Below are 18,769 nucleotides of genomic sequence, written 5' to 3'. Positions count from 1 at the left end.
CCCGGTTACTTGGCGGACTCGAGCACGTGCTGCGCCTCGGCGTCGAGGCCGGTGTGGTACTCGACGGAGTCGCCGGTGATCTGCATGAAGGCCTGCTCGAGCGAGCCGGTCTGCGGGCTCAGCTCGTGCAGCACGATCCGGTTGGCGGCGGCGATCTCGCCGATCTTGTCGCTGTCCATCCCGGACACCACGAGCGCGTTCGCCTCGTCGGCGACCCCGGCGCTCGCCCGCTGCAGGACCTCGCGCAGCTCGGCCAGCTGAGGCGAGCGCACCTTGACGGTGTTCTCCGCGGCGCGGGAGACGAATTCCTCGGTGGTGGACTGCGAAATCAGCTGCCCGCGGCCGATCACCACGAGGTTGCTCGCGGTCAGCGCCATCTCCGAAAGCAGGTGGCTCGACACGAACACCGTGCGGCCTTCCTCGGCCAGCCGGTGCATGAACTTCCGGATCCAGAGGATGCCCTCGGGGTCGAGGCCGTTCACCGGCTCGTCGAAGAGCAGCACCTCGGGGTCGCCGAGCAGGGCGGCCGCGATGCCGAGCCGCTGGGACATGCCGAGCGAGAACCCGCCCGCGCGCTTGTTCGCGACGCTGGTCAGCCCGACCGTGTCGAGCACCTCGTCGACGCGGGTGGCCGGGATGCGGTTGGACTTCGCCATCCACAGCAGGTGGGCGCGCGCCGAACGGTTCGGGTGCACCCACTTCGCGTCGAGCAGCGCGCCGACGGTGCGCAGCGGTTCCTTGAGGTCGTGGTACTTCTTGCCCCCGATGGTGACCTGGCCGCCCGTCGGGTTGTCCAGGCCCAGGATCATCCGCATGGTGGTGGACTTGCCCGCCCCGTTCGGACCGAGGAAGCCGGTGACCTGCCCCGCGGCCACGGAGAACGACAGGTTGTTCACCGCCAGTGTCTTTCCGTACCGCTTGGTGAGGCCGGTTGCCTCGATCATGACTGCTCCTCTTCCGCCCCTCGCTTACGACGCGTTCATCGTCGCGGGTCGGGGATGGTTCGCGCGTCACCCTGTAGGCCGAACCGGTCCCCCTACCTGAGTAGTACCTTGCTGGCTCTTCGGCCGATGCGCGATCAGTGATGACCCTGAGTCGACCCTGATTCGACGCCATTAATGAACTGTGGTTCAATAATGCCGTGGCCCGGCCGAGGAGCATCACCGACGAGCGGCTGCTGGGTGCGGCGGAGACCGTGATCGGCCGCTGTGGCCCCGGTTTCACGCTCGCGCAGGTCGCCGCGGAAGCGGGTGTCTCGGTCGGCACGGTCGCGCAGCGCTTCGGTTCCAAGAGCGGCCTGCTGCAGGCGATGAGCCGGCGGGCCACGCGGCGGGCGGTCGAGCACATGCGGGCGTGCGCCGAGCGGGCGGACGACCCGGTCGACGGCCTGCGCGCCGCGGCGGTGTCGGTCTACGCGGTGCTCGGTGACGCCGAAGAAGCGGCGAACCACCTGGGCCAGCTCGGCGTGGACATCGGTGATCCGGTGCTGCGGTCGCTGCTGGGCGAGCACTTCACGGCGGTCGAGGACGAGCTGCGGCGGCTCGTGCGTGCCGCGGCGGGTTCTCTGCCGCACGCCCCGGCCGTGCCGCGGGCGGCGCGTGCGGTGCTCGGCGTGATCAACGGGGTGTCGATCGACTGGTCGATCCGGCCGCACGGGCGGCTGGCCGACCGGCTGGCGGAGGACGTCGACGCGGTGCTGTCCGCGTGGCGGGGACGGGAGGACACATGAGTGAGCTTGCGAACGAATCAGGATCAGCACTGAGTTTGCAGGGCAAGGTCGCGGTGGTCACGGGAGCGACCCGGGGCTGCGGGCGGGCGATCGCGGTGGAGCTGGGCCGCGCGGGCGCGACGGTGTACGTCACCGGCCGTACGACGCGCGAAACGGTGTCGCCGATGAAGCGCCCGGAGACGATCGAAGAGACGGGCGAACTGGTCGAGGCGGCCGGCGGCAAGGCCGTCGTGGTCCGCTGCGACTTCACCTCCGTGTCCGATGTGGACGCACTGCGGGCGCGCGTCGAGTCCGAAGTGGACGGAATCGACATCCTGGTCGACGACGTCTGGGGCGGCGACATGTACTTCCACTTCGACGCGCCGTTCTGGGAGACGCCACTGGAGGACGCGCTCACCCTCACGCACAACGCACTCGACACGCACCTCATCGCGCTGCACAAGCTGCTGCCGCTGGTGGTCGCCCGCCGCGGGCTGGTGCTGGAGGTGACCGACGGCGACAACGACGACTACGTCGGCGCGGGCCTCCCCTACTACCTGGCCAAGTGCGGCATCCGCGCGCTCGGCCGGGCGCTGGGCGTCGAGCTGAAGAAGAACGACTGCGTCGGTCTCGCCGTCACCCCGGGGTTCCTGCGCTCGGAGTCGATGCTCGACCACTTCGAGGTCACCGAGGAAAACTGGCGCGACGCGGTCGGCAAGCTCGCCCCGGTCGACTTCAAGATCTCCGAGACGCCGTACCTGCTGGCCCGCGGCGTCGCGGCCTTGGCGCAGGACCCGGAGGTCGCCCGTTTCGCCGGGCGGACGCTGGCGTCCTGGACGCTGATGAGGGAGTACGGCTACACCGACGTCGACGGCGACCGCCCGGACTTCGGCCGCTGGATCACCGAGGTCCGCAACGCGGGCAAGGACCCGGCGACCACGCCGCCGGACGGCTTCCGCTGATTCAGGCGATGCCGGGGCGGGCGAGACCGGTTTCGTAGGCCAGCACCACGGCCTGCACCCGATCTCGCAGCTCCAGCTTCGCCAGGATCCGCCCGACGTGCGTCTTCACCGTGGCCTCGGACAGGAAGAGCGCGTCGGCGATCTCCAGGTTCGACATGCCCTTGGCGATCAGCACGAGCACCTCGCGTTCGCGGTCGGTGAGCACGTCCAGCTCGGCGGTGTCCCGCATCGGGGAGCCGCCGGTGCCGACGAAACGGTCCAAGAGACGGCGGGTCACCGACGGCGACACCACCGCGTCACCCGAAGCGACCGCGCGCAGCGCCGACACCAGGTGGTCGGGCTGGGTGTCCTTGAGCAGGAACCCGCTCGCCCCGCCCTGCAGCGCCGCGTAGACGTACTCGTCGAGGTCGAACGTCGTCATCACCAGCACGCGCGCGGTGCCGTCGGCGACGATGCGCTTGGTGGCCTCGACGCCGTCGAGCACCGGCATCCGCACGTCCATCAGCACGACGTCGGGACGCAGTTCCTCGGCCATTTCGATGGCCTGCGCGCCGTCGCCGGCTTCGCCGACGACGTCGATGTCGGCCTGCGCACCCAGCACCATGCGGAACCCGACGCGCATCAGTTCCTGGTCGTCGACGACCACCACCCGGATCACTTGTCCAACCTAACCGGCAAGGCCGCGCGGACCTGCCATCCTCCGCCCGGGGCCGGGCCCACGTCCAATGTCCCGCCGTACACGTGCGCGCGTTCGCGCATGCCGATCAAGCCGTTCCCGCCCGGCAGCCGGGGGTCGCGCCGCCCGGTGGGGACCAGCTGGGGGACGCGGCCGGCGCCGTCGTCGGACACCAGTACCTCCACCAGGTCGCCGGTCCGCTGGACGCGCACCGCGGCGGTCGCGCCGCGCCCGGCGTGCTTGAGCGTGTTGGTCAGCGATTCCTGCACGATCCGGTAGACGCCCAGCGAGACGCCGGCCGGCAGGTCGCCGAGCTCGCCGAGTTCCAGGTCCACCGGCACCCCGGCGGCGCGCATCCGGTCGGCCAGCTCGGCGAGGGCGTGCGCGTCCGGCTGCGGTACCCGGGGCTCGCCGTCCGCGTCGTCGCTGCGGAGCACGTCCAGCAGGCGCCGCAGTTCGCCGAGCGCCCCCCGGCCGGTCTCGGAAATCGTTTGCAGGGCCCGTTGCGCGAGCTCGGGGTTGCTCTGGATCGCGTACGAAGCGCCGTCGGCCTGCACGACCATGACGCTCACCGCGTGCGCGACGACGTCGTGCAGCTCGCGCGCGATCCGCCCGCGCTCCTCGGCCACCGCGATCCGGGCGGCCTGGTCCCGTTCGGTCTCCAGCAGGTGCAACCGGGCCTCCACTTCCACGTCGTAGGCGCGCCGGGCCCCGACGAACTCGCCGAGGGTCCAGCACAGGGCGATCCCGAACGCGAGGAGCAGCACGGAGATGCCGAGCTCGTCGGTCTGCTCCAGCGCCAGCTGCAGCGCCGACGCGGCCACGACCGCGCCGACGAAGATCAGCCCCTGCCGCCGCCCCGCGTAGACGACGACCGAGTAGATGCTCAACGCCAGCCCGGCGACGCTGGCGATGCCCAGCGCCAGCGTCGCGTGCACGACGCTGAGCACCAGCACGACGTAGGCCGACCACAGCGGCGACTTCCGCCGGAACACCAGCGGCAGCACCATCGCGATGTCGACCGGCACGGCGACGTACCAGGGCGGCAGCCCCCCGAGCTCGTCCAGGCCGTCCGCGGTGAACAGCAGCAGGTCGAAGAGGCCGAGCAGGACGGCGAACACGGTGTCACCCGCCATGGGGTGGGCACGCATCCAGAGGCTCAGCCGTCGCACCACACAACACTAGGTCGCCCGGTGGAGTTCGCGCGTCGGTCGCCGGTAGCACCTTCGGTGCGACCTGGGGATGAGGCACATGGCACGATTCACCGGGGGTGGTCGCCTACGACGGGGAGGGCTGGGGGCCGTGACGTCACCGGAGCAGGGCCGGCTCGCGGGCCCGCTGTCGATGTCGGTGGCCAACCTGTGCCACCGCCTGCAGCCGCAGGTCTCCGCGCGCACCGCCGCCGGGTTCGCCGAAGTGCTGCGCCGCCTCGGGGCGCCCCTGCAGGTGGCCGTGGCCGGCCGGATCAAATCGGGCAAGTCGACGCTGGTCAACGCCCTGATCGGGCGCCGGGTCGCGCCGACCGACATCGGTGAGTGCACGCGGCTGGTGACCCGCTTCCAGTACGGCACGGTGGACCGCGTCGAGATCGTCTTCACCGACGGCCGCAAGCAGGTGCTCCCGTTCGCCTCCGACGGCATGATCCCCGCCGAGCTGGGCGTCGACATCGAGCAGGTGTCGCACATCGAGGCGTACCTGACCAACGCCGTCCTCCAGGGCATGACGGTGATCGACACCCCGGGCCTCGGCTCGCTCGACGCCGCTTCGGTGTCCCGCACCGAGCAGCTGCTGGGCGCGGCGAAGCACCGCAAAGACGAGGACGACGAGGGCTCGGACGAGCTCGACGACACCTCGCGCAACGCCGTCGCGGGCGCGGAAGCCGTCCTGTACGTCGTCACCCAGGGCGTTCGCGCGGACGACCAGCAGGCCCTCGCCGCCTTCACCGCGGCCACGGCGAGCCGCGAGGCGGGCCCGGTCAACGCGATCGCCGTCCTCAACAAGGCGGACACCATCGCGCCCGAGTCCGTCGAGGGTTCCGGCGGCGACGTCTGGAAGGCCGCGACGCTGCTCGCCGAGAAACAGGCGTCGACCTTGAAGCCGCGGGTCGCCGACGTGCTGCCGGTGATCGGGCTGATCGCCGAGTCCGCCGAGTCCGGCGGCTTCACCTCCGCCGACGCCGACGCGCTGCGGCAGCTCGCCGCGCTCGACGACGACGTCCTGCAGACCATGCTGATCTCGGCCGACATCTTCACGAGCTGGGAGTGCGACGTCCCGGCGGGCACCCGCCTGCGGCTGCTGGAGAAGCTCGACCTGTTCGGCGTCTCGCACGGCGTCGAGGCCGTCCGCAAGGAGCCGGAGATCACGGCGGGCGCGTTGCGGCGGGCGCTGCTCGACGCGTCCGGCCTGGAGGCGGTCCGGCAGCGGCTGGCGGTGGTGTTCGCCGCCCGCGCCGACGGCATCAAGGCGGCCGCGGCGCTGGCCTCGGTGACCGCGCTCGCCCACGCCTCGGCCGATCCGGCCGAGCGCCAGCGCGTCCACGACGCCATCGAGGTGCTGCTCGCCAAGCCCGAGGCCCACCAGCTGCGGCTGCTCGAAGCGCTGACGCTGGTCGCCTCCGGCGCGGTCGACATGCCGGAGGACCTGTCCGAAGAGGTGCTGCGGGTCGGCAGCAACGCCGACATCGGCGCCCAGCTCGGCAAGCCCGGCGCCCCGCGGCCGGAGCTGGCCGCGCACGCGCTCGAGCGCGCCGGCTGGTGGCGGTCCTTCGCGTCCTTCGGTGCGACGCCGGCGCAGAGCCGCGTCGCCCACGTCGTCCACCGGGCGTACTTCTTGATCTGGCAACAGGTCCGGGACGCCTGAGCTTGTTTCCGCCTTGCCGAATTCCGCTGGTGAGCCCGCCTTTCCGCGTACTGTTGAGGCGTGCGCCTAGAAAACACGACATCCTGGCGAGCCGGCTGGAGCAGCGAGACCGAGGTCGACGCCGCGCTCTACATTCGTGACGCCCTGGCGCTGTCCGTTTCCGAAGGACAGGTGCTGCCGCCGGTCGAGCCCCAGGTCCCGGTGCACATCCCGGCCGGGCTCGACCGCGCGGCCGTCCAGGCGCAGTGGGCCGACTGGTGGGTCGACCTGCTGGCCTTCCTGCGCAACCGCGAGGACCCGGACCCGCGCAGCCCGCGCTCCCGCTACGGCCGGCCGGCGCTCGCGCAGGGGTCGGCGATGCGGCAGGCGCTCGAGTTCTACGGCCCGGCCGCGGCCCGCCACTTCGCCAACGCCCGCGGCCCCGCCCTGCGCGGGACGAACGAGCCGTCGGGCACCACCCCGTGGGCACCCGGCTTCTACCGCCGCCAGATCGTGGCCGGCGAGCGGCTCGGCCAGCTGGTGCGCGAGGCCGAGGTGAAGCAGGGCCGCCGCGCCTACCCGTTCCGCCTGAACGTCATCGAGATCTCGGTCGCCGGTTCGATCTGGCTGCGCACGGCCGAAGACCAGCTGCTGGTCTCCTCCCGCCTCGCCGAAAACGGCCCGGGCCTGGAAGCGGTCCTCCGCCAGGTCATCGACGACCTCGTCTAACCCGTGATGCCCCGCCAATCACGCGAGATGCGCTTCTGATCACGCGAGATCCGCCCCGGCTTTCATAAACCGAGCACGCGGTCTAATAATGGTGGCATGGAGACGACCGTCGACGAGCCGCCGTGGCTGCGCACCGGGTCCTGGGTCGGCTGCCCGCTCGTCGGGGGCGCGCTCGGTGTGGGCGTCTGGGCCATCGCCGCCTGGGTGAGCGACCTGCCCGCCTTCCCGTTCCAGGGCGTGTTCAAGGTGCTCACGAAGCTGCCGCAGCCGTGGGCGACGCTGGCCGCGGTCGCCGGCGGGCTCGTGCTCGGCCTGGCGTTCGCCGCGATCTGGGCGCACGAGCGGCTCGTCGTCACGGTGTCACCGACCCGGGTCACGCTGGTCCGCGGCGACAAGACCCGGCGCATCGAGGCCGACCTCGAAGCCGTCTACCTCGACGGCAAGGAGCTCGTCCTGCGCACCACCGACGGCCGGGAGATCGCCCGCGAAAAGACCGACCTGCGCAACCACGAGCTGGCGCCGGCCTTCGCCGAGCACGGTTACCCCTGGCAGGACGAGCCGCCGGTCGAGCGATGAGGACGGTCGACCCCGCCAAGCACGCGGCCAAGCGCCGCGCGATCGTCGACGCCGCCGCCGGCTGCTTCGCCGAGAAGGGCTTCGAGCGGACGACGACGGCGGACCTCTGCCGGGCCGCGGGCATCAGCTCCGGCAGCCTCTTCCACTACTTCCCCAGCAAGCGCGCGGTGTTCACGGCGATCTTCACCGACGACGCCGCCGAGACGGCCGGACGCCTCGAAGCCGCGGCGAAGACGGCCGATCCGCTGGCGGCGCTGCTCGACGTCGTCACCGAGCTGGCCGGCCAGCTCGCGCACCCCGCAGTCGCCCGGCTCGTGCTGGAAGCCGCCGCGCAGGCCGCCCGCGACGACGACTTCGCCGAGCTGATCCGCCGCAACGACCGCGCCCTGCGGGACGGCTTGGCCGTGCTGGTCACCCGCGCGGCCGACGCCGGGCTGATCGACCCCGGCGTCCCCCCGGGCGCGGCCGCCGGCTGGGTCGCCGGCCTGATCGACGCGATGATTTCGCGGGCCAGTCTCGAGCACGACCTCGATCTGCCCGCCGAGCAGGCGATCCTCCGGACGATCCTGATCCGGTTCCTTCGTCCGGTTCCGCACCCGGAGGGCGGCTGAGTCAGTCAAACTGTGGTCATGGCGTGGTTTCGCAAGGACGGAACCGACCGCGGTGCCGCCGCGTCGGACACCGATGTGCACCCCTTGCAGCAGCAGGTCACTGCGTCTTCGTCGGGGCTTCGCCCCGAGCCGGGGGCTCCGCCACCCGGAACCCCCGAAAAGACGGCCGATCTCGACCGTGCCCTCGCCGATCGCCAGGCACTGATCCAGATGTGCCTCTACGCCCTGGACCGCGCCCGCAGCGGCGGCGTCGTCGAACGGCTGGAAGAAGGGCTCGCCGCGATCGGCGTCCAGGCCCTGCGGCCCGACGGTGAGCGGTTCGACCCGGCCCACCACGAAGCGGGCGGCGCCGTCCCGACCGAAGACCCCGCGCTCGACGGCATCGTCGCGGAAACCGAGGTCGCCGGCTTCGCCGACCACGACCGCCTGCTGCGCGCCCCGATCGTCACCGTCTACGCGAAGAAGAACCCGTGAGCGCACCGACCGCGCCGAGCCTGCCCGCGCAGGTCGCCGCGACCCGAGACCAGCTGCTGACCATCGTCCGCGAGGCCGATCCGGACGCCGCCAAGTGGGTCGACGGCATCCGGCGGGCCCGGCCGAAGAAGCCGGCCGTCGTGGTCGTCGGCGAGACGAACCGCGGGAAGAGCTCGCTGGTCAACGCGCTGCTCGCGATGCCGGGACTGTCCCCCGTGGACGCCGACGTCGCCACCGCGACCTACCTGGTGTTCGACCACGCGGACGCCTGGGCCGCGCACGCCTGCTACCCCGGCCAGCTCGCCCCGGTGCCGATCGGCCTCGGTCAGCTGATCAACTGGGTCTCCGCCGCGCACGAGCTGCCGCCGGGCCAGATCCCGCCGCGGTACGTCGAGGTCACCGGGCCGGTGCCGCTGCTGGAGCGGCTTTCGCTGGTCGACACGCCGGGCGTCGGCGGGCTCGACTCCATGCACGGCGAGCTCGCCAAGGAAGCCGCCGCGGGCGCCACCGCGCTGCTCTTCGTCGTCGACGCCTCGGCGCCGTTCACTTCGAGCGAGCTGCAGTTCCTGCGTGACGTCGGCGAGCGCGTCGAGACCGTGGTGTTCGCGCTGACCAAGGTGGACATGTTCCGCGGCTGGCGCGAGATCATGGAAGCCGACCGGCAGCTGCTGCGCGAATACGCGCCCCGCTTCGCCGACGCGGTGTTCCACCCGGTGTCGGCGCGGATGTTCGAGACCGCGGCGAAGGCGCCCAACGAGCAGATGGCCGCGATGCTGCGCGAGAAGTCCGGGGTCGCCGCCATCCAGACGGCGTTGCAGGAGCTGCTCGTCGGCCGCTCGGCGATGCTCGGCGAGGCGAACACGCTGCGTGCGCTGTCCAGTGCGCTCGGCGAGCTCAAGGCGAAGCTGCAGGCCGAGAGCCGGGCGTTGTCCGCGGGTGAGGCCGAGGCCGAGCAGCTGCGCGAGCGCCGTGACCGGCTGCAGGCCGAGCGGCGGACGTCGACCCGCGGCTGGCAGCTGAAGCTGCGTGGCGAGGTGCAGCGCACCCGCGTCGAGATCGGGCACGAGAGCGCCCGACAGATGCGGGACGCGCAGACCCACTTCCGCCAGCTGATCGACGCGGCCAAGCGCGACGAGCTGGCCGCGCTGCCCCAGCAGGTCGACATCGCGCTGCAGACGACGTCGCAGCGGATTTCGATGCTGCTCTCGCAGCGCCTGAACCAGGTCACCAACGTTTCGCTGTCGGAGCTGTTCTCGCCCGAAGAGCTCGACGTCATCCGCGCGCAGTTCGCCCGGGCGGGCGGGCCGCCGGTGGTCCTGCGCCCGCCGGACAAGAAGCCGCCGACGGCCGAGGACAAGCTGCTCGTCTTCATGGGCATCTCCGGCGGCGTCGGGGCCGGCAAGGTCGCCGCGCTCCCGCTGGCCGGCGTCGCCATCCTCAACCCGGTGGTGCTGCCGGCGACGATCATCATCGGCCTCGGGGCCGGCTGGTGGATGGCCCGCACGCGCAAGCACGCGGCCGACAAGCAGCACATGAAGCAGTGGCTGGTCGAGGCCATCGCGGACGCCCGTTCGACGCTCGACCAGCTCGTCGCCGAGCAGCTCATCGAGGCCGAGCAGCAGCTGTCGATGGCGCTCGACGAGGCGCTGGGCCGGCGCATCGACGCGATCGAGGCCGAGCTGAAGGAAGTCGACAAGACGATCAAGATGGGTGCGCAGGAGCGGGCCAAGAAGATCGCCGTCGTGTCGAAGCGGCTCAAGGAGGTCAGCGACGGCCGCGACCGCGCCGAAGCCTTCCTGACGCGGATCCGGGCCCTCCGGGACAAAACGGCCTGACCGCCGGTCCGGTTGTGGAGCGGAACCGAACGGGCCTACGGTGAGTCATACCCTCAGACAGCAGGTCGGAGCGTGTTACCCGGTTCGAAGGGGGAAGTCCCATGTGGGTCGACGAGAGCGGCGGCAGCGACACCGACGCGAGCAGCCCGGACGCGATGCACGTCCACGTCGACGGCCAGGAGTACCAGGCCGAGGTCAACTACGACGTGAACGAAGACGGGGTGAACGACACCGCGATCATCGAGCACGACGACGGCTCGGCCCAGGCCTTCATCGACACGAACCACGACGGCGAGGCCGACCACTACGCCGTGCTGGACGAGAACGGGAAGGTCGTCGAGCAGGCGGTCTACGACGAGGCCAGCGGCCAGTGGGTGCACGACGGCGCCGGCGGTGGCCACGACGACTCCGGCACCGGCCGCGATGACAGCTCCGGCGGCCACATCCACGCCGACCTGCCGGACGGTGAGGTGGACGCCGGGGTCGCGACCATCGACACCGACCACGACGGGCACAACGACACCGCCATCGTCGAGACGAAGAGCGGCGGCACCATCGCCTTCACCGACAAGGACGGCGACGGCGAAGCGGACATCGCGGTGCAGACCGAGTCCGACGGCACCACCACGACGTTCGAGCACGCCGGCCCCGGCCAGTGGACCGAAGTCTCCAGTGGACTGATGAACGCCGAAAGCGACCCGGCCGCCGACGCCGCCTGGGGCGAGGCCGGCACGCAGACGCTGGAAGGCGTCGCGCGCATCGACTCCGGCACGGGGCAGTGGATTTCGCCGAACTGAGTGATCCAGGTCATAGTTTGAAAGCCCGGGGCCGCGGCCCCGGGCTTTCTTCATGTCGTCAATGAAAACGACCAGGTCACAGCTGTGTCCCGGGCCACCGGAAGATTTTCAGCGAATACACCGATCAAGTGACATCTGAATCGATTCCCTTATCGTTCTTGTGAGAGAACCTACACGTCAGCTCTCGGTTACTTGCCGGTCATGCGGCTACTCTCGGGGAATCCCAAATCGCAGACACCGGTTCGCCAGCCGGTGTGCGAAGCCATTCGGTCGCCGGCAATGACGCCCGCACCGGGACAACGTCGTTCCGGTGCGGGCGCATTTGTCGTCGGAAGTCAGGAGTAGAGATGACCGCAGTCGCCATCCCCGGACTGGACACCGCGCCGACGACGCACACCGGCGTGCTGTCCTTCGTCCGGGAGGTCGCCGAACTGACCACCCCGGACCGCGTGGTGTGGGTCGACGGGTCTGACGAAGAAGCCGCCCAGATCAACCAGGAGCTGGTCGAGGCCGGCACGTTCGTGCAGCTCAAGGCCAAGCCGAACTCCTTCTGGGCCACTTCCGACCCGAACGACGTCGCCCGCGTCGAAGACCGGACCTTCATCTGCTCGGAGCGTCCCGAGGACGCCGGTCCCACCAACAACTGGATGGACCCGGCCGAGATGAAGGCCACCATGACCGAGCTGTTCCGCGGCTCGATGCGCGGCCGCACGATGTACGTCATCCCGTTCTGCATGGGCCCGCTCGGTGACGACAATCCCAAGCTGGGTATCGAAATCACGGATTTCGCCTACGTCGTCGCTTCGATGCGCGTGATGACCCGCGCCGGCAAGGCGGCGCTCGAGAAGTTCGTCGCGCCGGACGGCAGCGAGCGTGAATTCGTGCCCGCGCTGCACTCCGTCGGCCACCCGCTCGAACCGGGCGAGAAGGACGTTTCCTGGCCCTGCAACGAAACGAAGTACATTTCGCACTTCCCCGAGGAGCGCGCGATCTGGAGCTACGGCTCGGGTTACGGCGGCAACTCCCTGCTGGGCAAGAAGTGCTACTCGCTGCGCATCGCTTCGGTGATGGCCCGTGACGAGGGCTGGCTCGCCGAGCACATGCTGATCCTCAAGCTGATCTCGCCCGAGGACAAGGTCCACTACGTCGCGGCCGCGTTCCCGAGCGCCTGCGGCAAGACCAACCTCGCCATGCTGCAGCCGACCATCCCGGGCTGGCGCGCCGAGACCCTGGGCGACGACATCGCCTGGATGCGCTTCGGCGAGGACGGCCGCCTGTACGCGGTCAACCCGGAGTTCGGCTTCTTCGGCGTCGCGCCGGGCACCGACTGGCACACCAACCCCAACGCGATGCGCACCATCGAGAAGGGCAACACGGTCTTCACGAACGTCGCCCTGACCGACGACGGCGACATCTGGTGGGAGGGCATGGAGAACAAGCCCGCCCACGCCACCTCGTGGAAGCAGCAGGACTGGACGCCGGACTCGGACGAGAAGGCCGCCCACCCGAACTCGCGCTACTGCACGCCGATGTCGCAGTGCCCGATCCTCGCGCCGGAGTGGGACGACCCGAAGGGCGTGCCGATCTCGGCGATCCTGTTCGGCGGCCGCCGCAAGACCACGGTGCCGCTGGTGAACGAGGCCCGCGACTGGCAGCACGGCGTGTTCATGGGCGCCACCATGTCGTCGGAAACCACCGCCGCGGCCGCCGGTGCGGTCGGCAACGTCCGCCGCGACCCGATGGCGATGCTGCCGTTCCTCGGCTACCACGCCGGTGACTACTTCAAGCACTGGCTGAACCTGGGCAAGAACGCCGACGCGAACAAGCTGCCGAAGATCTTCTACGTCAACTGGTTCCGCCGCGGCGACGACGGCCGCTTCCTGTGGCCGGGCTTCGGCGAGAACTCGCGGATCCTCAAGTGGGTCGTCGAGCGCGTCGAGGGCAAGGGCAACGCCGTCGAGACGCCGGTCGGTTTCGTGCCGCGCGCCGAGGACCTCGACACCGAGGGCCTGACCGAGCCGCTCGAGGACATCCAGGCCGCCCTGGACGTCAAGCCCGAGGAGTGGCGCGAGGAGCTGCCGCTGATCGAGGAGTGGTTCGAGAAGATCGGCGACCGGGTGCCGACGTCGCTGCGTGACGAGCTCGACGCGCTGGCCCAGCGCCTGAGCTGAACTTCCTGACCGAAGACGGGGACGTCCCTTGGGGCGTCCCCGTCTTCCGTTTCGGGGTAGTTTCGCGGCCATGAGACCGTTCCGCTTCGGGGTGGCGTTGTACGTGCCCGGCTCACGGGCCGAGTGGGTGGCGAAGTGCCGCCGGGCCGAGGACCTCGGCTACGACGTCGTCGGAGTGGTCGACCACCTCGGCCGGGTCGCGCCGGTGCCCGCGCTGCTGCTCGCCGCCGAGGCGACCGAGCGGATCCGGCTCAACACCTACGTCCTCAACGCGAGCTTCCACAACCCGGTGCTGCTGAGCCGCGACCTCGCCGCGCTCGACGAGTTCACCGGCGGCCGGGTGGAGATCGGTGTCGGCGCCGGGTACGTCCGCGCGGAGTTCGAAGCCGCCAGGATCGACTGGGGCACACCCGGCCTCCGGTTCCGCCGGCTCGTCGACGTGGTCACCGAGATCGAGCGCGCGTTCACCGGCCGCCCGCGGCCGCCGCTGCTGCTCGGCGGCCGCGGCGACCGGATGCTGACCTTCGCCGCCGAGCACGCCGACACCATCGCCCTCACCGGCACCGCGCCCGGCGCGGCCGAGGGACGGCTGGCCCTGGCCGATTCCGCCGCGCTGGCCGAGCGCGCCGGCTTCGTCAAGCGGGTGCTCGGCGGCCGGGACGTCGAGCTGAACCTGATGGTCCACTTCGTCCGGATCACCGATGACCGGCGGACGGCCCTGGAGACGGCACACCGGCTCGTGCCGCACCTCGGCGTCGAGGAGCTCGGCGAGCTGGCCACGGTCCTCGTCGGCTCGGCGGAAGCGGTGGCCGAGCAGCTGCTGCGCACCCGCGAGACCCTCGGCGCCAGCTACTTCACGGTGCTCGAAGACGACCTGACCAGGCTCGCCCCGGTGATCGGAAAACTCCACTGAGTACCTTGGGCGGCATGACTGGGGATTTCCGCTTCGGCGTCAACATGGTCGTGCCGGACACCCGCGCCGCCTGGGTCGAGAAGTGCCGCCGGGCCGAGGATCTCGGCTACGACGTCCTGTCCGCGGCCGACCACCTGGGCATGGCGCCGCCGTTCCCGGCGCTGGTGCTCGCCGGCGAGGTCACTTCGCGCGTCAAGCTGAACACCTTCGTGCTGAACGCGCCGTTCTACAACCCGGTGCTGCTGGCCCGGGACGTCACCGGCACCGACCAGTTCACCGGCGGACGGCTGGAGCTGGGGCTCGGCGCCGGGTACGTCAAGGAGGAGTTCGAGGCCGCCGGGATGCCGTTCCCGTCCGCCCGCGAGCGCGTCGACCACCTCGAGCGGACGATCACCGAGCTCAAGCGGTTGTACGCGGACCCGGAGCACAAGCCCGCGCCGGTCCGCCCCGAAGGGCCGCCGCTGTTGCTGGGCGGCCGCGGCGACCGGATCCTGACGCTCGCCGCCGAGCACGCCGACATCATCGGCTTCACCGGTACGGCGAAGACACCCGACGGCGCCGCGCTGGCCCCGGCGACGGCCGGGGACATCGAGGAGCGCGTCCGGTTCGTCCGGTCGAAGCTGGGCGACCGCGTCGCCGAGTTCAACCTGCTCGTCCACTTCGTGCACATCACCGATGACCGCAAGGCCGCGCTCAGGCAGTTCGAAGACACCTTCCGGGGCCTGCTGACGGCCGAACAGCTCGCCGAGCTGCCGACCGTGCTGGCCGGCACCCCCGCCGAGGTGGCCGAGCAGCTCCACGCGCACCGCGAACGGTTCGGCCTGACCTACTACACCGTCCTGGAGCACAACATGGACCAGTTCGCCCCGGTGCTCGAAGCCCTCCGATGATCGACGCGAAGGCAGTCGGCGTCCGGGCCGGCGAGCTGTGGCTGTTCGACGACCTCGACTTCTCCGTCGACCCCGGGGAGTGCGCCGCGATCGTCGGGCCCAACGGCGTCGGCAAGTCGACCTTGATGCGCTGCTTCTACGGCATGCAGAAGCCGCAGCGGGGCCGCGTGCTGGTCGACGGCAAGCTGCCGGACGAGCGGGACGTCGAGTTCCGGCGCAAGGTGTCGGTGCTGTTCGACGACTCCGACTTCTTCGCCGAGCTGACGCCGTTGCAGCACCTCGAGCTGCTGTCCGGCTCGTTCGGCGCCGACCTCGGCGACCACGAGGAACTGCTGCGCGACGCGGGCCTCGGCGAACGCATGCGCGTGACGTCCGGGCACTTCTCCGCGGGGCAGCGCCGTCGCCTGCTGCTGCTCGGCGTCACCGCCCGGCCCCACCGGGTGCTGCTGCTGGACGAGCCGGAACGCGCGCTGGACACGGCGGGCAAGGAGTGGCTGGTCGAGGTGATCGCCCGGTCGACGGCGGCCGGCGCGGCGGTCGTGGTGGCCACCCACCACCCGCCGCTGCTGGAAGCCGCGGACAGCGTGCTCGAACTGTGGTGACACTGACTCCGAGGCGGATGCGGATCCCGGGGCGCAAACGGTTCGGCGGCATCTTCAGCGGCGACACCGCGACCTTCGTCCTCCTGTTCGGCTTCGGGTTCCTGTTCACCGCGTTCTTCCACGTCGACGGCTGGCGCCCCGCGCTCTACGGGTCGTCCATTGTGGACTTCCCGGCCGTGCTCGGCCTGCTGACGCTCTGCTGCGCGGTGGGCTGGCGCGGCCTGCTGCGGCGCGGCTTCGCGTGGGTCGAACCGGCCGAGCTGACCTGGCTCGACTTCGCCCCGGTGGATCGCGGCCGCGTCGTCACGCTGCGGCTGCTCGGCGCGTGGACCGGCGTGGTCGTGGTGACCGGCTACCTGGCCGCGCTGCTGCTCGCCGTCGGGGGCGCCGGGCTGGAGCAGTGGCGGGCGGCGGTGGCGATCGTCGTCGCGACCGGGGTGGCGGCTTTCGCTTCGGCTCGGCGGACGTCGCTGCGTCTCGACGCGCTCGGTCCGCTGGCGCTCGCGGTTCTCGGCCTGGTGATCGCCGCGCTGGGCCTCGGCCCGGCCACCGTCCAGTTCGTCGCGGCCGGGGTGCTGGCCGCCGCGCTGCCGCTGGCCTTCGGCGGCGAACCGGTGTCGCGCGCGGGCCGGGCGGCGCTGCTCGCCGGGTGGGACGGCCGGGTGCTGCGCTCGGTCGCCGTCACGTTCCTCGACCCGATGATGCTGCTCCCGCCGTCCGCGCCGGCCGGCGGGCTTTCGCTGCGCCGCCCGACGCCGCTGCGGCTGGCCTGGGCGGGCACCCTCGGCCGGGTGCGGTACGCGGGCGCGGCGCTGCTGGTCGGCCTGGCGGTCGTCGTCGCGCACATCGCGGTGCCGACGGTGCCGGGCGCGGTCCTGGTCGGCATCGGCGGGTACGTCGCGCTGATGCCGTTCGGCGGCGGGCTCGGCGAGCTCTGGCGCAATCCGGGCCGGCGGCGGTGGGTGGGCTCGGCGGACCGTGCCCTCGTGCTGGCCCACGGCCTGGTGCTCGCCGGGGTGGGTTCGCTCTGGGGGACGGTGCTCGTCGTGGTCACCCTCGCGGGTGGGACGTCGTTCGCCGCGACGGCGTGGCTCGCCGTGCCGCTGTCGGTGCTTTCGATCCTGCGCACGGTCACCCGGACCGCTGTTGACTACGCGAATCCCGGGTTCGTCGACACCCCGATGGGCCCGATGCCGGCCAACCTCGCCCGCCAGCTCTTCCGCGGTCTCGACCTCCAGCTGGTCGGCATCGTGCTGCTCGCCGCCGCCGTTTGACCTACCCTCGGTGCGACGAAGGGAGCAGCGAGTGGGCGGCGGGCACGCACCGGGCGTCGGGCGCAGGGCGACCAGCGAGTTCCCGGCCGGCTGGACCGACGAGCAGATCATCTCCGTGGTCAAGGACGTCGCGAACGACCCCAGCGAGGCCCGGCGGCAGCAGCGCAACGGCCGCTGGCGCTGTGCCGGCGAGCGGTTCAACGTCCACCTGATCGTGCTGGTCGAGGACAACGGGCACGTGCACACCGCCTACCCGGTGGCCGGGCCCGGCGTGGTCCGCAACCCCGACACCGCGCGCGACCCGGCGAACCCGACGGTCGCCGACCTCAAGGGCAACCGGATCAGCTTCTTCGCCGACAGCGTCCTGACCACGATCGGCAACCGGCTCTCCCCGGAGGACTACACGCACTACCGGACGTTGCTGTGGGCCGGCGAGTGGGAGGAACTGGCCGACGTGCTGGCCGCGCACGCGTACCGGGTCGGCTTCGGCTTCTCCGCCGACGAGTTTTCGGACTTCGAGAAGCTGCTCAACAGCTACGACCTGCCGGTACCCGGGTGCGTGTTCCTCAACGACCGCGAACACATCCTCAAGCAGCTGCGGCCGGCCTAACGGAAGTCGTACCCCTGGAAAGCCGCGATCGGGGCGTAGCCGAGGCGCCGGTACAGGGCGTTGCTGGTGACGTTGGCGGGATCGGTGTAGAGGACGACGTCCGTCGCACCGGCGGCCAGCGCGGCCTGGCTCACGGCGACCGTCACGGCGCCGGCGTAACCCCGGCCGCGGAACCGGGCCGGGGTGTAGACGGGGTCGACCCGGACCATGCCCGCCAGCACCGGGGTCGATCCCGCCATGGCGACGGGCGCGCCGGTCTCCCAGAACGTGAACGGCTTGCCGGCGAAGTTCGACGCGGCCCAGGACCGCTCGTCGGCGATGGGCGCCTGCCCGACCGCGGTGGCGAACTCGCTGCACCAGCGGATGACCTCCGCACGGTCCCGCGCGGCCAGAGCGCGGCCTTCGGGCATCGGCTCCGGCGGGGTGAGGGTGCCGAGCCGGTAGAGCCGGACCCGCACCCCGCGCACCGGCACCGCGTCGGTGTGCCGTTGCCACGCCTCGGCGAAAGCGCCGGCGGTGTCGTCCTCCGCGGTCACGCCGGACAACGGCTGGCCGGCCAGCTCCGCGGCGAGGGCGTCGGCCTCGTCGGGTGCGACCGCGGTGAGGATCAGGCGTTGCGCCGGGCGGCAGTAGCAGATCGCGCGGACCTCGCCGTCCTGCTCCAGCCGGCCGAAGAGCGTGCCCTTTTCCTCGTGCGTCCGCAGCTTTTCGAGCCGGGTCAGCTGCGAGGTGTGCAGCGCGGGACGCGAGCGCAGGAAGTCGCCGGTCCGGGCGAGGAAGTCGTCGATGTCCTCGGTGAGGTGCCAGGGCATTTCCGCAGGTCAGCTCGCCTGCGAAAGCGGAGGTGACGCGGCGGGTGTGACGGCCGCGCGCAGCTCCTCCAGCGGCAGGCCGACGGCATCGGCGATCGCCGCGACCGTGAAGAAGGCCGGTGTCGGGATGCGGCCGGTTTCGATTTTCCGGAGCGTCTCCACCGAGATCCCCGCCTCCGCGGCGACGTCGACCATGCTCCGGCCGGCCCGCGCCGCGCGCAGTGCCTGGCCGAGGCGTTCGCCCCGTTCGCGCTCTTCATCCGTAAGCGGTACCCGCACCATGGGTGGCAT

The 18,769-nt window shown here is 71.3% G+C and carries 20 protein-coding genes; 15 read left to right on the top strand and 5 right to left on the bottom strand.

The features are described from left to right. Positions 1-5: 5 nt before the first annotated feature. Positions 6-944: an ABC transporter ATP-binding protein gene (locus AB0F52_RS06685; protein WP_360165326.1), complete on the bottom strand. Its 939-nt coding sequence runs from the start codon at positions 942-944 to the stop codon at positions 6-8. A gap of 197 nt (positions 945-1,141) precedes the next feature. On the opposite strand from AB0F52_RS06685, the gene AB0F52_RS06680 reads away from it, so the two are divergent. Next, positions 1,142-1,729, top strand: coding sequence for a TetR/AcrR family transcriptional regulator (locus tag AB0F52_RS06680; RefSeq protein ID WP_360165323.1), 588 nt, complete (start codon positions 1,142-1,144; stop codon positions 1,727-1,729). Beyond that, positions 1,726-2,670 (top strand): SDR family NAD(P)-dependent oxidoreductase, encoded by a 945-nt coding sequence (locus AB0F52_RS06675; protein WP_360165320.1) that lies wholly within the window; start codon positions 1,726-1,728, stop codon positions 2,668-2,670. Before AB0F52_RS06680 ends, AB0F52_RS06675 begins: the two co-directional genes overlap by 4 nt. 1 nt (position 2,671) lies before the next feature. Here the strand turns inward: AB0F52_RS06675 and AB0F52_RS06670 are convergent, their stop codons facing one another. Next, the gene (locus tag AB0F52_RS06670; protein ID WP_360165317.1) at positions 2,672-3,328 is read right to left on the bottom strand and encodes a response regulator transcription factor; all 657 of its coding nucleotides are present in this window, start codon (positions 3,326-3,328) and stop codon (positions 2,672-2,674) included. After that, positions 3,325-4,482, bottom strand: a complete 1,158-nt coding sequence (locus AB0F52_RS06665; protein ID WP_360166596.1) for a sensor histidine kinase — start codon at positions 4,480-4,482, stop codon at positions 3,325-3,327. Before AB0F52_RS06665 ends, AB0F52_RS06670 begins: the two co-directional genes overlap by 4 nt. 208 nt (positions 4,483-4,690) lie before the next feature. Between AB0F52_RS06665 and AB0F52_RS06660 the strand changes: the two genes are divergently transcribed. From AB0F52_RS06660 to AB0F52_RS06600, 13 genes are all read left to right on the top strand, one after another. Beyond that, entirely contained in the window at positions 4,691-6,205 is a 1,515-nt protein-coding gene (locus tag AB0F52_RS06660) for a dynamin family protein (protein WP_360166593.1), read from the top strand. A 60-nt stretch (positions 6,206-6,265) separates the two neighbouring features. Then, positions 6,266-6,913 (top strand): hypothetical protein, encoded by a 648-nt coding sequence (locus AB0F52_RS06655; protein ID WP_360165314.1) that lies wholly within the window; start codon positions 6,266-6,268, stop codon positions 6,911-6,913. Positions 6,914-7,009: 96 nt separating this feature from the next. After that, the gene (locus AB0F52_RS06650; protein ID WP_360165311.1) at positions 7,010-7,489 is read left to right on the top strand and encodes a hypothetical protein; all 480 of its coding nucleotides are present in this window, start codon (positions 7,010-7,012) and stop codon (positions 7,487-7,489) included. Continuing rightward, positions 7,486-8,100, top strand: coding sequence for a TetR/AcrR family transcriptional regulator (locus AB0F52_RS06645; RefSeq protein WP_360165308.1), 615 nt, complete (start codon positions 7,486-7,488; stop codon positions 8,098-8,100). Before AB0F52_RS06650 ends, AB0F52_RS06645 begins: the two co-directional genes overlap by 4 nt. A gap of 18 nt (positions 8,101-8,118) precedes the next feature. Continuing rightward, positions 8,119-8,574, top strand: coding sequence for a nucleotide exchange factor GrpE (grpE, locus tag AB0F52_RS06640; RefSeq protein WP_360165305.1), 456 nt, complete (start codon positions 8,119-8,121; stop codon positions 8,572-8,574). Then, complete coding sequence (locus AB0F52_RS06635; RefSeq protein WP_360165302.1) at positions 8,571-10,409, top strand: dynamin family protein; 1,839 nt, start codon at positions 8,571-8,573, stop codon at positions 10,407-10,409. Before grpE ends, AB0F52_RS06635 begins: the two co-directional genes overlap by 4 nt. A gap of 101 nt (positions 10,410-10,510) precedes the next feature. Further along, entirely contained in the window at positions 10,511-11,206 is a 696-nt protein-coding gene (locus AB0F52_RS06630) for a hypothetical protein (RefSeq protein WP_360165299.1), read from the top strand. 347 nt (positions 11,207-11,553) lie between these two features. Continuing rightward, a complete protein-coding gene (locus tag AB0F52_RS06625) occupies positions 11,554-13,377 on the top strand; it encodes a phosphoenolpyruvate carboxykinase (GTP) (protein WP_360165296.1) in 1,824 nt (607 codons plus the stop codon). Between the two features lie 70 nt (positions 13,378-13,447). Further along, positions 13,448-14,290, top strand: a complete 843-nt coding sequence (locus tag AB0F52_RS06620; RefSeq protein WP_360165293.1) for a TIGR03621 family F420-dependent LLM class oxidoreductase — start codon at positions 13,448-13,450, stop codon at positions 14,288-14,290. Between the two features lie 14 nt (positions 14,291-14,304). Continuing rightward, positions 14,305-15,180, top strand: coding sequence for an LLM class F420-dependent oxidoreductase (locus AB0F52_RS06615; protein ID WP_360165290.1), 876 nt, complete (start codon positions 14,305-14,307; stop codon positions 15,178-15,180). After that, positions 15,177-15,782, top strand: coding sequence for an ABC transporter ATP-binding protein (locus tag AB0F52_RS06610; RefSeq protein ID WP_360165287.1), 606 nt, complete (start codon positions 15,177-15,179; stop codon positions 15,780-15,782). The genes AB0F52_RS06615 and AB0F52_RS06610 overlap by 4 nt, the downstream gene beginning before the upstream one ends. Next, entirely contained in the window at positions 15,776-17,056 is a 1,281-nt protein-coding gene (locus AB0F52_RS06605) for a hypothetical protein (RefSeq protein ID WP_360165284.1), read from the top strand. The genes AB0F52_RS06610 and AB0F52_RS06605 overlap by 7 nt, the downstream gene beginning before the upstream one ends. Before the next feature lie 31 nt (positions 17,057-17,087). Then, positions 17,088-17,666 (top strand): EndoU domain-containing protein, encoded by a 579-nt coding sequence (locus tag AB0F52_RS06600; protein ID WP_103340370.1) that lies wholly within the window; start codon positions 17,088-17,090, stop codon positions 17,664-17,666. Here AB0F52_RS06600 and AB0F52_RS06595 read toward each other — a convergent pair. Next, positions 17,663-18,478, bottom strand: a complete 816-nt coding sequence (locus tag AB0F52_RS06595) for a GNAT family N-acetyltransferase (protein WP_360165280.1) — start codon at positions 18,476-18,478, stop codon at positions 17,663-17,665. The genes AB0F52_RS06600 and AB0F52_RS06595 overlap by 4 nt on opposite strands. Positions 18,479-18,487: 9 nt before the next feature. Continuing rightward, on the bottom strand, positions 18,488-18,760 hold the full coding sequence (locus tag AB0F52_RS06590) for a helix-turn-helix transcriptional regulator (RefSeq protein WP_043787181.1): 273 nt from the start codon (positions 18,758-18,760) through the stop codon (positions 18,488-18,490). Positions 18,761-18,769: the final 9 nt, after the last annotated feature.

The sequence above is a fragment of the Amycolatopsis sp. NPDC024027 genome (assembly GCF_040638975.1).
In the GTDB taxonomy this organism is placed as follows: domain Bacteria; phylum Actinomycetota; class Actinomycetes; order Mycobacteriales; family Pseudonocardiaceae; genus Amycolatopsis.
Note: the sequence above shows the minus strand (reverse complement) of the source record. Positions and strands in the feature narration are given on the sequence as shown.